The 15,161-nt window shown below is 30.6% G+C and carries 16 protein-coding genes; 13 read left to right on the top strand and 3 right to left on the bottom strand.

Annotated elements, in window-relative coordinates; genetic code table 11:
* The first annotated feature begins 52 nt into the window (after window positions 1–52).
* From M6G78_RS00195 to M6G78_RS00205, 3 genes are all read left to right on the top strand, one after another.
* Window positions 53–3,025: a vitamin B12-dependent ribonucleotide reductase gene (locus M6G78_RS00195; RefSeq protein WP_253229228.1), complete on the top strand. Its 2,973-nt coding sequence runs from the start codon at window positions 53–55 to the stop codon at window positions 3,023–3,025.
* 97 nt (window positions 3,026–3,122) lie between these two features.
* Entirely contained in the window at window positions 3,123–4,286 is a 1,164-nt protein-coding gene (locus M6G78_RS00200; protein WP_138269029.1) for a TraB/GumN family protein, read from the top strand.
* An 11-nt stretch (window positions 4,287–4,297) separates the two neighbouring features.
* A complete protein-coding gene (locus M6G78_RS00205) occupies window positions 4,298–5,149 on the top strand; it encodes a prephenate dehydrogenase/arogenate dehydrogenase family protein (RefSeq protein ID WP_138269028.1) in 852 nt (283 codons plus the stop codon).
* Here M6G78_RS00205 and M6G78_RS00210 read toward each other — a convergent pair.
* Both M6G78_RS00210 and M6G78_RS00215 read right to left on the bottom strand, forming a co-directional pair.
* Window positions 5,136–5,516: a DUF4363 family protein gene (locus tag M6G78_RS00210; RefSeq protein WP_138269027.1), complete on the bottom strand. Its 381-nt coding sequence runs from the start codon at window positions 5,514–5,516 to the stop codon at window positions 5,136–5,138. The genes M6G78_RS00205 and M6G78_RS00210 overlap by 14 nt on opposite strands.
* Complete coding sequence (locus tag M6G78_RS00215; RefSeq protein ID WP_138269026.1) at window positions 5,513–6,145, bottom strand: DUF421 domain-containing protein; 633 nt, start codon at window positions 6,143–6,145, stop codon at window positions 5,513–5,515. The genes M6G78_RS00210 and M6G78_RS00215 overlap by 4 nt, the downstream gene beginning before the upstream one ends.
* A gap of 73 nt (window positions 6,146–6,218) precedes the next feature.
* On the opposite strand from M6G78_RS00215, the gene M6G78_RS00220 reads away from it, so the two are divergent.
* From M6G78_RS00220 to M6G78_RS00260, 9 genes are all read left to right on the top strand, one after another.
* Window positions 6,219–6,422 (top strand): hypothetical protein, encoded by a 204-nt coding sequence (locus M6G78_RS00220; RefSeq protein WP_138269025.1) that lies wholly within the window; start codon window positions 6,219–6,221, stop codon window positions 6,420–6,422.
* Between the two features lie 97 nt (window positions 6,423–6,519).
* Complete coding sequence (locus M6G78_RS00225) at window positions 6,520–7,074, top strand: hypothetical protein (protein ID WP_138269024.1); 555 nt, start codon at window positions 6,520–6,522, stop codon at window positions 7,072–7,074.
* Window positions 7,071–7,874, top strand: a complete 804-nt coding sequence (locus M6G78_RS00230; protein ID WP_138269023.1) for a TlyA family RNA methyltransferase — start codon at window positions 7,071–7,073, stop codon at window positions 7,872–7,874. Before M6G78_RS00225 ends, M6G78_RS00230 begins: the two co-directional genes overlap by 4 nt.
* A gap of 4 nt (window positions 7,875–7,878) precedes the next feature.
* Window positions 7,879–8,739: an NAD(+)/NADH kinase gene (locus tag M6G78_RS00235; protein WP_253229229.1), complete on the top strand. Its 861-nt coding sequence runs from the start codon at window positions 7,879–7,881 to the stop codon at window positions 8,737–8,739.
* The gene (locus M6G78_RS00240; protein WP_138269021.1) at window positions 8,729–9,187 is read left to right on the top strand and encodes an arginine repressor; all 459 of its coding nucleotides are present in this window, start codon (window positions 8,729–8,731) and stop codon (window positions 9,185–9,187) included. Before M6G78_RS00235 ends, M6G78_RS00240 begins: the two co-directional genes overlap by 11 nt.
* Before the next feature lies 1 nt (window position 9,188).
* Complete coding sequence (gene recN, locus M6G78_RS00245; RefSeq protein WP_253229230.1) at window positions 9,189–10,886, top strand: DNA repair protein RecN; 1,698 nt, start codon at window positions 9,189–9,191, stop codon at window positions 10,884–10,886.
* A gap of 75 nt (window positions 10,887–10,961) precedes the next feature.
* Entirely contained in the window at window positions 10,962–12,230 is a 1,269-nt protein-coding gene (gene spoIVB / locus M6G78_RS00250) for a SpoIVB peptidase (RefSeq protein WP_253229231.1), read from the top strand.
* A gap of 90 nt (window positions 12,231–12,320) precedes the next feature.
* On the top strand, window positions 12,321–13,094 hold the full coding sequence (gene spo0A / locus M6G78_RS00255; RefSeq protein WP_253229232.1) for a sporulation transcription factor Spo0A: 774 nt from the start codon (window positions 12,321–12,323) through the stop codon (window positions 13,092–13,094).
* A gap of 121 nt (window positions 13,095–13,215) precedes the next feature.
* The gene (locus M6G78_RS00260; RefSeq protein ID WP_138269017.1) at window positions 13,216–13,935 is read left to right on the top strand and encodes a GntR family transcriptional regulator; all 720 of its coding nucleotides are present in this window, start codon (window positions 13,216–13,218) and stop codon (window positions 13,933–13,935) included.
* A 161-nt stretch (window positions 13,936–14,096) separates the two neighbouring features.
* Here the strand turns inward: M6G78_RS00260 and M6G78_RS00265 are convergent, their stop codons facing one another.
* Window positions 14,097–14,765 (bottom strand): MBL fold metallo-hydrolase, encoded by a 669-nt coding sequence (locus tag M6G78_RS00265; RefSeq protein ID WP_253229233.1) that lies wholly within the window; start codon window positions 14,763–14,765, stop codon window positions 14,097–14,099.
* 111 nt (window positions 14,766–14,876) lie between these two features.
* Here M6G78_RS00265 and M6G78_RS00270 point away from each other — a divergent pair, with 111 nt between their 5' ends.
* A complete protein-coding gene (locus tag M6G78_RS00270) occupies window positions 14,877–15,146 on the top strand; it encodes an ACT domain-containing protein (RefSeq protein WP_138269015.1) in 270 nt (89 codons plus the stop codon).
* The last annotated feature ends 15 nt before the right edge of the window (window positions 15,147–15,161 follow it).

Here is a 15,161-nt window from a genome sequence, read left to right on the forward strand (position 1 = left end):
TGTAATTTATACTATATGTGGTAGAGTATTTTACATAAGAAAGGTGAACTTTATGGATAATTTAAGTGTAAACAATATTTTCAAAAGACGTTTTACCAAAAGACTTGAAGAAGATAGCAGCATTACGGTTTATGATTTATTTGAATATAAAACCGTAGATGTTGAGATTTTTGATTATAAAACTCAAAAAAATATTTTTGAAATGCACGATTTGGAATTCCCTGAATTTTATTCAAAAAATGCATGTAATATCATAGCATCAAAATATTTTAGAAAAGCAGGGGTAGGAAAAGATAACGGACACGAAACAAGCATAAAGCAAGTAGTGGACAGAATGGTAGGATTTTGGGCAGATGCTCTTGTTGATGAAGGGCTTATAACAACTCAAAATCAATATAATATTTTTTATGATGAAGTAGCTTATGCTCTTTTAAATCAAATGTGGGCTCCAAACTCTCCACAATGGTTTAACACAGGAATAAAGAGAAACTATGGCATAAGCGGTGAAAGTGACAATATGTTCTACTTTGACCCTGAAAGCAGAAGCGTAAAGAAGAGTAAAGACAGATACACAAGAACACAAGCCTCAGCCTGCTTTATTCTTTCTATAAAAGATACATTGCTTGGTGATAATTCTATTTCTGAACAATACGTTACAGAAACAAAGTTATTTAAAGGCGGTTCAGGGGTAGGAACTAACTTTTCTAATCTAAGAGCATTAAACGAAAAACTTTCAAGCGGCGGAAAATCTTCTGGTATGATGAGCTTTTTAAAAGGTTTTGACAGAAATGCCGGAGCAATAAAAAGCGGTGGAACAACAAGAAGAGCTGCAAAAATGGTTATAGCCGATATTGACCATCCTGAAATTGAAGATTTTATTTCTTGGAAAGCAAGAGAAGAAGATAAAGTAAGAGCTCTTGGCAAAATGGGATATGATACTTCAATGGACGGTGAAGCATATCAAACAGTAAGCGGACAAAATGGAAATAACTCTGTAAGACTAAATAGAGAATTTATGGAAAAAGTCTTAAACTTAAGAGAAAATCCTGATGCTACTTTTGAACTTAAAGGAAGAGTTGATGAAGAAGTAAATAAGGAAGTTAAAGTAAAAGACTTATGGGATTTAATTTGTAAATCAGCATGGAACTGTGCAGACCCTGCGGTTCAATTTGATGATGTTTTCAATGCTTGGCATACTTGCCCTGCAGGTGAAGACGGAAACGTAGGTGCAAAATACAACAGAATAAACGCAACAAACCCATGCAGTGAATATGCTTTCCTTGATAATACTGCTTGTAATCTTGCGTCAATTAATATTTACAGATTCTATAACGAAGAAGAAGGAATCTTTAAATTAAATGATTATATTCATTTGATTTCTCTAATACAACTTGTTCTTGAAGCATCAATTCACTGGGGACAATTCCCAACTGAAGAAATAGCAAGAAAGAGTTATATGTTTAGAACAACAGGTCTTGGACTTGCAAATATGGCTTCACTTCTTATGGTATTCGGTTATCCATACGACAGCGACGAAGGAAGAAACTTAACTGCGGCATTATGCTCTATTATGACCGCACAATCTTATCTTGTTTCTGCTTTAATGGCAAGAAGTGTCGGACCATTTGAAAAATTTGATATTAATGCTGAATATGTGTTAAGAGTACTTAGAAACTCTGCAAGATGTTCTCTTGCTTTAGATGATAATTTTGAAGGGCTTGATTATGTTCCTTTAAAACTTGATGAAGATGTAATTTCTGAAATGGGACTTGAAGAAGTTTTAAATGCAAGCAGAATTTTATGGACAAAAGCTCTTGAACATGCCGAAGCATACGGAATTAGAAATGCTCAAACAACTGTTATTGCTCCAACAGGAACAATTTCATTTGCTATGGACTGCGGTGCAACATCACTTGAGCCTTTCTACTCAAACGTTGTTTATAAATCCCTTTCAGGCGGGGGAACAATGGAACTTGTAAATCCAATATTGGAAATTGCTCTTAGAAATTTAGGATATAAAGAAGAAGAAATAAAAGATATTAAAGATTATCTTCTTGAAAAAGATGAAATAGGAAGCTTTATGCACTATTCATTAAATGATGCACCACACTTAAGAGAAGAGGATAAGAAAATATTTGAAACTGCAAACGAGATTTCTCCAAGCGGACATGTTTTAATGGTAGCGGCAGTAACACCTCTTATAAGCGGTTCTGTATCAAAAACAGTAAACATGCCTTCTAACGCAACTTATGAAGACATAAGCGATATATATAAACTTTCTTATATGTCAGGGGTTAAAGCTATTTCTGTTTACAGAGATGGTTCAAAGGCATCTCAACCTCTTAATACATCAATAAAAAGTGAAAGCGATTCTTTGGAAGATCTTACATATCAAGGACTTCTTGATTATGCAAAACATTGTAAGAGAGGAACACTTCACAGAATTAAACCTGACGGAATGAGAAGAAGCAGAACTCATGCTGCTAAGATAGGTGATATTGAATTATATGTAACAATAGGATTCTACCAAGACGGAAGAATGTCTGAAATATTTGTTTCAACAGATAAAGAAGGAACAGTAGTAAAAGGACTGCTTGCTTCTCTTTCAAAATCAATATCAAATATGCTTCAATACAACATTCCTGCAAAGGAAATTTCAAGACTTCTAAGAGGTCAACAATTTGAACCAAGCGGATTTGTATCAAGACATCCTTACATTAAAAATGCTTCAAGTATTGCTGATTTATTAAGTAAGATAATAGATATAGAACTTGGGGATTTTACAAGAGTTGAAGTAAAACCGGAAAAACCACAAGAAGAAGAAATAAACGACAGCATAAGCAATAAAATAATAAAAGAAGAAAGACAAGAAAAAGAACAGCTTAGCTATGAACAGATAAAAGACGATCCAAATACAACAAGAGTGTATGGAGAGGTTTGTCCGGTTTGTTCATCAAACAGACTTTTTAGAAACGGAACATGTAAAGTATGTGCAGACTGCGGTTCAACAACAGGTTGCAGCTAAAATTTTTTAAATATGCTTTATAAATTAAATAAAAAATGATAAAATAAATTACCCCCTTTTTTAAGGGGGTAATTTGTAATTATTTTACGGAGGCAAAATGTCTGAAACAGTTAAACAGCTTAATATAAACGGTAAAGAAATTACCCTTATAGGTACGGCACACGTATCAAGAGAAAGTGCCATTCAAGTTGAAGAAATGATAAGAGAAATAAAGCCCGATAATGTCTGTATAGAGCTTGATGAGGGTAGATATTCTTCAATTAAAAATAATGAAAGATGGCAGGATACGGACATCGTAAATGTTATTAAGGAAAAGAAAACGACTCTTCTTTTGATAAACCTTATTTTAAGTTCTTATCAAAAAAGAATTGCCGAAAGTTTTGATATTAACTCAGGGCAGGAAATGATAAATGCAATAAATACTGCCGAAGAAATAGGAGCAAAGCTTACTTTAGCAGATAGAGATATTAAGACAACTTTTCTTAGAATATTCAGGAAGATGTCTTTTATGGAAAAGATGAAACTTCTGTATGGTCTTATTATGAGCTTTTTTGAAGATGAAGAATTAAGCGAAGAGGATCTTGAAAATATAAAACAAGGGGATTATATAGAAAATGCGTTGCTTGATATAAGCACATCATTTCCGGATTTAAAAAAATACCTTGTAGATGAACGTGACATATATCTTTCTCAAAAGATAAAAAACGCAAAATGCGAAAAAATAGTTGCCGTTGTAGGTGCGGCTCATTTAAACGGAATAATAAAAAATATACAAGAAGACATAGATTTAAAGGAAATAGAAGAAATACCAAAACCCGGAAAAACGGGAAAAGTTATAGGCTTTGGAATTCCGGCATTTATTATCTTAATGATAATATTCAGCTTTTTTAAAAGCGCTGATACGGGATTTTCTCAAATAATAAGTTGGATACTTTTTAATGGAACATTAAGTGCTCTTGGCGTAGTCCTTGCTTTTGGAAGTATTCCAGCCATTATAACGGCATTTTTAGCTGCTCCAATAACTTCCCTTAATCCGCTTCTTGCGGCAGGGTGGTTTGCAGGGCTTGTGGAAGCATATATAAGAAAACCAAAAGTTTCCGATTTTGAAAACTTAAGTTCTGATTTAGAGAGTTTAAAGGGACTTTGGAAAAACAGAATAACAAAAATACTTTTGGTAGTTACCTTTGCTAATCTTGGAAGTACAATAGGAACGATTATTGCAGGGGCAGATATATTTAAAAGTTTTCTTCAAATTTTTTAAGGAGTGATAACATGAACATAGCAGTAGTGGGACTTGGGCTTATAGGAGCCTCTTTTGCAAAAGCAATAAAGAAATATACGACAAATAAAGTTTTCGGTTATGATATAGACTCTGAAACATTGGTTAAGGCAAAAAGGGACGGAGCAATTGACGATATTATTTTAATTGATGATATGAAAGAAATGGATATGGTTGTAATAGCTCTTCATCCTGTTAATACTATTAACCTTGCTTTTAAAGTAATGGAAACAATGAAAGAACATTCTACCCTTATGGACTTATGCGGGGTTAAAGAGCAGATAGTAAATAAAATTGAACCTGAAGCGATAAAAAGAAATATAGATTATGTTGGAGCTCATCCTATGGCAGGAAGAGAACTTTGGGGATACGATGCGGCTGTTTCAGATTTATTTAAAGGGGCAAGTTTTATTGTTACCGTAACGGAAAATACAAATAAAGATAAGATAAATATTATAAAACAGCTTGTGAAACAAATGAAGTTTAAAGAATGTGTTTTATCAACTCCAAGAGAACACGATAAGATAATCGCTTTTACATCTCAGCTTGCACACGTTGTTTCAAACGCATATGTAAAAAGCCCTTCAATTTTGGAAGAGAAAGGCTTTTCTGCGGGAAGTTTTCTTGATTTAACAAGAGTTGCAAAGTTAAACGAATATATGTGGAGCGAACTTTTTATCATGAATAAAGATGCCCTTTTATTCGAGGTTGAAAATATAATAGAAAAATTAGAAGAATATAAAGAAGCTCTTGAAAGTGAAGACATGGATAAAATGGAACAGCTTTTAAGAGAAGGAAGAATTTTAAAAGAAAAAAGCAACGAATATCACATTAAAAAATGTTAGGGATGTTGACTTTTTCCCTTTCGTAGATATTGTTTATATAAAATTTAAGAGAATTTAAAGAGGCCAATAATTCATTGTCGGCTTCTTTTTTTATATATCCTTCACATTCCTTTATCTTTACATCTACGTTATCAATTTCTTCGTGATTTATTATAAGAAACCATACTTTTTTACTTTCTATTGTTTGTTCTTTTAACTCATTAAAACTTTTCTCTACATTTTCATCATCATTTTTGTTTAAGTAATAAACTATCTCGTCAATATTGTTTTCAAGTTTTATTGATGACTCTTTTATAAAGTTATAACAGTAAACATTTATCCCAAGAAGTGTAATCAAAAGTGCCGCCGCAAAACAAAAAGATCTCATTTTAAACTATCCTTTCTTATTATATATAACTGATTTTGGTATACGTATGCCCAAAAGACATCCTTATCATTCACGATGTTATTTTTTCTAAGTTCCTTATCAAGCCTTTCATCGGTATAATTTGCAAGAGGAAGACTTTTACTCAGTCTTTTACCATACTTAATGAGGCTTATTGGAAGTGAACCTTCTTGTTTGTCTACAAAACTGGGATTTCCGTTAGCTTCTAAAATCAAATAAGAAACCTCGTTTAAGTCGAGAATATCATTGTTTCTTAATTGTTCGCATAAATCATCAATGCCTATTAGCATCTTTGACATTTGCTTTTGCATTATCTTGCCGTTATATATAAGATATTCTGGTTTACCGCATATAAAAGTCCTTATTCTTTCGTTTTTAAATGTTAGAAGAGATATACAGGTTTGAAGAAATATTAAAACAATAAGAGGAATTATTCCGTTTAAAAGGGGAATATTAACGTCGCCGATAGGTTCAGTTACAATATCCGCTATCATTATTGTTATTACAAGTTCAAAAGGCTGATATTCGCTTATCTGTCTTTTTCCTAAAAATCTTATGGCGAATAAAACCAAAAAATATATAAGTGCAACACGAATAAAACAAATTAACATAATTAAAACCTTTCTTTTTTTTTAATTTTAGTATATGATATAATTGTATTTTTATAACATGGAGAGAATAAATATGAATAGTTTTTTGGATTATTTGACTAAAATAATAAATATAATAAATCCTGTTTTATTATTCATGGTACTTGTTTCGGTAATATCATTTTTAGGGTATTTAAAAATAAAAATAGAAGAATATTTTAAGGATATAAAATCAATATCAAATAGCTTAGAGAGAATTGCCGATAGCGAAGATAGTAAAAGAAACGGATATTATTAATAAAAATTGACGAATTTTTGATAAAAAATTGTCGAGTTTTATAATGGTAAAAAAATAAAAATATTTTGTGATATAATTAGTAGAAATCGGAGGAAATATGTCAAAGAATAAAAAACAAGACGGAAAAAGCTGGGCTATAAAAATTACGTTTTTAACATTCTTTTTATCTATGGCCTTTAACGTAATAAGCGAATCTCTTGTGGGGAATGCGGGCTTGGTTGGTGCACTCTTTGTGCTTTTTGCAATAATATTGATAGGTATAATATGCGATATGGTTGGAACTGCGGTAACGACAGAGGGGGTTGCACCTTTTAATGCAATGGCAGCAAATAAAGTTAAAGGAGCAAGAAAGGCTGTTGACCTTGTTAAAAAAGCTTCTCAGGTTTCAAATATATGTAATGACGTTATCGGAGATATATGCGGTATCATAAGTGGTGCCACCGTTGCAATAATTATAGTAAAAATCGCTAGTATATATAATTTAAAAGAAACCGTTATAATAAGTGTTGTTTTAAACGGTGTTGTCGCTGCTTTGACAGTTGGGGGAAAAGCCTTTGGAAAACACATTTCAATGAACAACTCCACCGAGATAGTAAGAAAAGCGGCGGTTTTTGTGGAATTTTTCTCTATTAAAGGGAGGATAAAAAAATGAAAACCAAAGAAAGATTAGATGTTTTGCTTTTTGAAAGCGGAATGGCAGAAAGCAGAGAAAAGGCAAAGAGGCTTATAATGGCTGGTCTTGTTTTTGTAAACGACCAAAGAGTCGATAAAGCGGGAACAAAGGTGGATATTTATTCAAATATTATTATAAAAGGAAATGATAATCCCTTTGTAAGCAGAGGCGGTTTCAAACTTGATAAAGCAATCAAAGTTTTTGATGTTGATGTTAAAGATAAGATTTGTATGGATGTAGGAGCGTCAAGCGGAGGCTTTACAGACTGTCTGCTTCAAAACGGAGCAAAAAAAGTATACAGCATAGACGTTGGATACGGGCAGTTTGCCTATAAATTAAGACAAGACGAAAGAGTTGTTTGTCTTGAAAAAACGAATTTCAGAAATATGGAATTTGATAAAGTTGGGGAAATGATTGATATTGCCGTTATGGACGTATCATTTATTTCAATTTTAAAACTTGCAGATAATCTGCTTAATTTCTTAAAAGACGACGGAGTATATATATGCCTTATAAAACCACAGTTTGAAGCGGGAAGAGAACTTGTTGGGAATGGAATAATAAAAGATAAAAACATTCATAAAAAAGTTGTTAAAGATGTGATTTTGGGGCTTAAAGAAAAGGGATTATATGTTGAAAAACTTGATTTTTCACCTATAAAAGGACCTAAAGGCAACAGAGAATTTATTGCATATGTAACAAAAAATGAAGAAAACCTTATAGATATTGATAATATAGTAGATGAATGTGTTGAAAATGCGCATAAGGAGATTGACTGACATTATGGAAAAATATGTAGGAATAATAACAAATTATAAAAAAGACAGATACATGGATTTCACAAGACAAATAGTTCATTATCTGTATGGAAAAAATGTACATATGTATCTTGAAGAACCATTGAAAAATCCCGAATATGACAGCTTTTCAATATTAAACGAAGAAAATATAAAAAAAGTTTCCTTTATTATAATAATTGGAGGAGACGGAACAATTTTAAAAGCCTTATCTCAAATAGGAGAATACGAAAAACCCATTCTTGGAATTAACTTTGGAAAAGTCGGTTTTCTTGCAAATGTAGAAAGAAACGAATGGATGGAATGCATAGATAAGGCGTTAAATGGTGAATATACACTAGATAAAAGAATGCTTCTTGATGTGTATGACAAAGATAATAATAAACTTGGTTTTGCCTTAAATGATACTGTTTTATTTAGGAAAAACCACTATGGAGTTGCAGAATATAAGGTGTTTATAAACGATGAAGTTTTTGCTGACTATCTTGCTGATGGCGTAATTATAGCAGGACCTACAGGTTCAACTGCTTATAATCTTTCAAGTGGAGGACCTGTTGTAAACCCAAACTGTGATTTGTTTATAATAAATCCAATTTGTGCTCATACTTTAAATTCAACAAGCATTATCGTTAATTCAAATGATGTTGTAAAAATAAGATTTAACCCTAAAATAACGAGTGTTTATATCGACAGTGTTGAACCTGATATAAAAGGAAATGAAATAATAGTAAAGAAAAGTGCTCTTAAAGCCAATTTCATAAGATTTGATGATTATAATTTCTATTCTTTACTTGTAAACAAGATAAAAAACCCAATAGTAGAAGGAGAATTTGTTCATGAAGATTGACAGACATTCAAAAATACTTGAAATACTAAACAAATACGAAGTTGAAACACAAGAAGACTTAACAAAATATTTAAAAGAAGCTGGAATAAACGTAACCCAGGCAACAGTTTCGAGAGACATCAGACAGATGAAACTAATAAAGGTAATGACAAAAAGCGGTAAATATAAATATGCTGCATATTCAAATCAAAGTTCAAATTTAGATGACAGAATTGTAAGTGTTTTTAGAGAAGCTGTTTTAACAATTGATTATGCAAACAACTTTGTATGCCTTCATACAATAACAGGAATGGCTCAAGCTGCAGGTGTTGCAATTGATGCTTTAAAATTAAATGAAATTGTAGGAACGGTTGCGGGAGATGATACACTTTTCATACTTGTAAGAAGTGAAGATGACGCAAAAGAATTGGTTAAAAAGTTTGAATCTCTTTTAAAGAAAGGAAAATAAAATGCTTTTATCGCTTAATATAAACAATTATGCAATTATAGATAATTTAAGTATTGAATTTGATGAAGGTTTAAACATAATAACAGGTGAGACAGGGGCAGGAAAGTCCATAATTATTGGTGCTTTATCGCTGGTTCTTGGGGAACATGCAAAAACGGAAAACATAAGAACGGGAAAAGATAAAGCCGTTATTCAGGCTTTATTTACGGTTGAAGAAAATAACCATGAATTAAAGGAAGTTCTTGATGATTTATCTATTGACTATAGCGATGAAACACTTATTTTAACAAGGGAGATTTCATTAAAAGGAAGAAATATTTGTAAGATAAATTCAACCTTGGTTAATGTATCAACTCTAAAAGAAGTTGGAACTCACCTTATTGATATTCACGGACAACATGAACATCAAAAACTCCTAAACCAAAATACTCATTTAAGTTTTCTTGATTCATATGGACAAAATAAAATAAAAGAAGATCTAAACAAGGTTTCTTTATCTTATGATGAATATAAAAAGGCTTTAAAAGAACTTACTGAACTTGAAAAAAAATCAAAAGAAAACAGTGATAATTTAGATAATTTTAAAAGACAATTTGAAGAAATAAATGAAGTAGACCTTGAAATAGGAGAAGATGAAGAACTTGAAAAAAGAGAAAAAATTCTTCTAAATTCACAAAATATATATTCAGATATAGACAGTGCATACTCTCTTTTATATAAATCAGACAGTAACGTTTTATCAAATTTAACCTTGGCAAACGATTCTTTTTCAAAGGTTCTTGATTATGATGAAAGCGTAAAAGAAAATGTAGAAATGCTAAACGAGGCAAATACATTAATAGAAGAGGTAGTGTTTTTCTTAAGGGATTACAGAGATAATATTTCATTTAACCCGGAAGAATTAAACGATATAGAAAGTAAATTAAATAAGATAAATTATCTTAAAAAGAAATATGGAGTAACAATAGAAGAAATTTTAGAATATAAAAAGGAACTACAAAATAATATCGAGCTTATAGATAACTATGAAGATACTCTAAATTCTCTTAAAAAAGACGTGGATAAAAAGAAAAAAGAATATTTAAAACACGCAAAAACCTTAAGAGAAAAAAGGAAAAAAATTGCAGATGAGTTTTGTAAAAAAATAACCGAAAATCTTCAGCTTCTTTCAATGAAAGGAACGGTTTTTGCTTGTGAATTTAAAGACCTTGAAAAAAATGAAAACTATACTAAAAAAGGAATTGATGATATAGCTTTTATGATTTCAACAAATAAAGGAGAAAGTTTAAAACCACTGAATAAAATAGCATCAGGCGGTGAAATTTCAAGAGTAATGTTATCATTTAAGAGAATTTTATCGGAAAATGATAATATTGATTGTTTGATATTTGATGAAATAGATACGGGAATAAGCGGACAAACTGCTTTAATCGTAGGAAAACAAATGTGGGAACTTTCAAAAAACCACCAAATTCTTGCAATAACGCATCTTCCTCAAATTGCTTCAATGGCAGATACGAATTATTTCATTAAAAAAGAAGTAAAAGATGATAAGACATTTACATCTTTTACAAAACTTAATGAGGAAGAAAAAGTAGAGGAACTTGTAAGAATAATAAGTGGTGAAAACACCAGTGAAAATGCAATTATGTATGCAAAAGACATGATTGAAAATGCTGACAAATTAAAAAATCAATAATCACTTTTGTGCTTCGTTTATATTTTTTGTAATATTGGGAACAATAAATCAAAAAAAACAAACGAGGTACTAAGTGTGAATATATTTTCAAGAAAAAAATTACTTTTAGGATTTTTAACTATAATTTTTATATTTTCAGTTTACCTATCTTACTTAAATATAAATACTAAAGAGATTGCTGTGTTATCCTCTCAGACGACCAGTGTTTCTTTAGATTTGCCAAAAAACTGTAAAATTGAAAATGAAAGCGAAGATTTAAAAGTAAATGGGACGACTTCTTCAAAAAGTGATGTTGAAGATAATAAAATAGAAGTTTATTCATCTTCGGCTGGCGAATATAAACTAAAGGCAAAACTTTTTGGAATCATACCAATAAATAACTATAACATAAACGTTATACCAAACACAAAGCTTTATCCGTCAGGACAGCTTGTTGGGGTTAGTATGAATACCAAAGGAGCCATTGCCGTTCAGTTTCAATCCTTTATAGATATTAGCGGTAATGAAGTTTGTCCTGCAAAAGATGCAGGGATAAAAACAGGGGATATAATAGTCGAAATAGGAGATAGTAAGGTTTATAATGCCGATGAAGTTATCGAGCAGTTAAACAAAATCGACCATAAGGAAATTGAAGTTGTAATAAAAAGAGAAAATGTTGAGCAGACAGTAACAGTAAAACCCGTAAAAGCAAAAGACGATAATAAATATAAAATAGGCTTATGGGTAAGAGACAGCGTTGCAGGAATAGGAACGCTTACTTGCTACAATGATAAGTTAAATAGATTCGTTGCTTTGGGGCATAGCATAAATGATGTTGATACAGGAATAATAATGCCCGTAAAAAACGGAGATTTGATTGAAAGCGAACTTATAAGCATTGTAAAAGGAAAAAGAAACAATCCCGGAGAGCTTAGAGGAGTTTTAAAAGCAGATAACAAAGACATAATCGGTTCAATTGAACTTAATAATGATTTTGGAATTTACGGTGATGTTACAAAGAAAGTTAATTCTTCATCTTCTCCAATGGAAATTGCCCTTCAAGATAAAATAAAAGAGGGCGATGCTCAGATTTTAACTACTATTGATAATGAAGGTCCGAAACTTTTCGACATAAAAATTAAAAAGACCTATAAACAAACCAAGAAAAACACCAAAAGTATGTTAATCGAGGTTACCGATAAAGAACTTCTTTCAAAAACAGGCGGTATTGTACAAGGAATGAGCGGTAGTCCCATAATTCAAAACGGCAAAATCGTCGGAGCCGTTACCCATGTATTTGTAACAGACCCAACCAAAGGATATGGAATTTATATTGAATGGCTTTTAGAAGATTTGTTAACCTAGCAAAATTAGACAAACTTTGCATTAAAATTGTAGTAATCTTTAAAAGAAATTAAAATAAAACAAAATAATATTAAATCGGGAGGAAAAATTATGGTATATAAAGTTGCAATTGCAGATGATAACGAAAAATTTGCTTTGGCTGTAAAAGACCATTTTGAAGGAAGAGAAAATTTTAATGTAGTGGGAGTAGTAGGAAACGGCAGCGACCTTTTGGATGTTGTAAAAAACGAAAAGCCGGATATTTTACTTTTGGATACAATAATGCCAATGCTTGACGGTATCGGTGTACTTGAAAAATTAAACAAAAGTGATATGGGTAACTACGACCCTCATGTTGTTATGATGTCAGCTGTAGGAGGAGAATCATTTACAAGACAAACAGTAAATTTAGGAGCTGACTATTATTTCTTAAAACCTTTTAATTTTGATGAATTAACGAGAGAGATAGATGCATATTTTTCTCCCGATATGAACGAAGAAACAAAGGAAGAAAAAGAAAAGAAAGATAAAGATTATCAAGTTATGGTAACATCAATACTTCATGAAGTAGGTGTTCCTGCTCATATAAAAGGATATATTTATTTAAGAGAAGCAATAAAACTTGTTATTGATAATGTTGAATTACTTGGAGGAATAACAAAAACTTTATATCCTATGATTGCAGAAAAATACGGTACAACACCAAGCAGAGTTGAAAGAGCAATAAGACATGCAATAGAAGTTGCTTGGAATAGAGGAAGAGTTGAGACAATAGATAAAATATTTGGTTATACAATAGACCAAAATAAAGGTAAACCTACCAATTCGGAATTTATTGCAATGGTTGCGGATAAAATGAGACTTGATATTGGACAGTATGCTTAAAAGACGTGCAAAAGGCACGTCTTTTTTTTATAAAAATCATAGTGATAATGATGTTTTGTATCTTTTTTGTTGATTTAAGTACGTTTTTATATTAAAATATTGATAAAGGGAGGTATGAAATATGGAAAAAGTATATCAATACAGCAAACTTTACAAATATTTTAAAGAAAAAATAGAAAACGGATATTATAAGCCGGGAGACTTAATACCTCCGGAACCTGAAATAGAAAAGATGTTTGGCGTAAGCAGAACTACCGTAAGAAAGGCTGTTGACCTACTTTCAAGAGAAGGATTTTTAAAAGCTCAACAAGGTAAAGGAACGGTTGTAACAGACAATAAAACAATGCAAAGTTTAAATCATGTAACGTCTGTTTCTGAAACATTACGACATAAAGGTTATGAAGTTAAACCTAAAAATATATTTATAGATTCCGTTGCTGCGGATGATTTTATTAGTGAAAAACTTGGAATAGAAAACGGAACTGTAATAATAAGAATTCAAAGAATACAGCTTGCAAACAATATTCCAATAGCAATAGTAAAAAATTATTTAAGAAAAGAAGATGTTCCGGATATCATTAAAAAGCAGGATGAAATCACATCTTTATATGCATTCCTTGAAAGAGAATATGGAATAAATTTCGATTCTGCAACAGAATTAATTTCTGCAAAGAATGCAACTTTTGAAGAAAGTCAAATGCTTGATGTTGCGGTTGGAACAGCTTTAATCGAACTTAAAAGAACATGTTATATGGGACAAAAACCTATATGTATAGACCATTCAAAAATCGTTGGAAGTAAATATGAACTTGAAATAGAAATGGTTGGTAGAGAAAAATAAAAAGAAACGCATGGCGTTTCTTTTTTTTTATTTGATTAATAAAATATTTAGTATATTATATTAATTAGTGTTACAGAATGATTTATAATTTAATGTTAATACTACATATATTAGTATAATATTAAATAATATCAATTAAAATATAATATATCTGAGTAGGTTTAAAATATAAATTCTTGATTTTCTTTTGTGATTTCATGAATATTTACATTTTTATATTTTTCTTTTATTTCTTTTAAATCCTCAATATATCTTAAATCTTCTCTAAAATGCATAGGAAAAACATCTTTTGTTTTAATTTCTTTTAAGAAGAAGTTAATGGCAAGTGTTGAGTTTTCATTTAATCTTCTATCCACCGGAATAAATGCATAATCAATAACTTCATTTTGTAAATATTCTTTTAACTTCATTATTTCATCTTGATAGTCTTTAGCTTCTTTTTCTTGTGTTTTTTTATCATCATTTTCCCAGTGCCACCAGTTTAAATCTCCGCTGTGGAAGAATATTTTTTCTTCTGCTTTTATTAAAAAACTTACTCCAAGGTCTGTTGAGCCAAATGTTTTTATTTTTATTCCATTTGTTTCAATTTCATCATAAGGCTTTATAAATATAATATTATCTTTTTTTCTTACTTTTATATCATCACTTAAAACACATAATCCTTCTTTTAGAATAAAATCGTTAAAGTGATCCATATGAGAATGAGTAGCAAAGCAAATTACTTTTTTATCTTTACTTTCAATTTTTATTTTGTTCATGGAATCAATTACAAAAATATAATCATCAAGTTCAATTAAAAATCCGCTGTTATACAAATATTTTACTTTCATTTTTTAACCTCCGCTTCACCAAATTATATCAAACAAGGGTTTAATTATAAAGGCAAATATGATAATATATAATTTAAGTTTAAAAATATTTTTATTAAATCGGAGGAAGATATGAAAGCAATTATCACAGTAATCGGGAAAGATAAAACAGGGATTATTTATAATGTTTCAAAAGTACTAAACGACTATGACGTAAACATTGAAGATATTTCTCAAACAGTTATGCAGGATTATTTTACAATGTTAATGCTTGTTAAAATAAACGAAAATAAAGCTTCTTTTAAAACAATTAAGGAAGAACTTGATAAATTATCTGAAGAAATTGGTTTATCAATAAGAATTCAAAAAGAAGAAATATTTGATACAATGCATAAAATTTAAGGAGTAAAACAATGA

Origin of the sequence: Anaerofustis sp. NSJ-163, assembly GCF_024135845.1 — a bacterium.
GTDB lineage: Bacteria > Bacillota > Clostridia > Eubacteriales > Anaerofustaceae > Anaerofustis > Anaerofustis butyriciformans.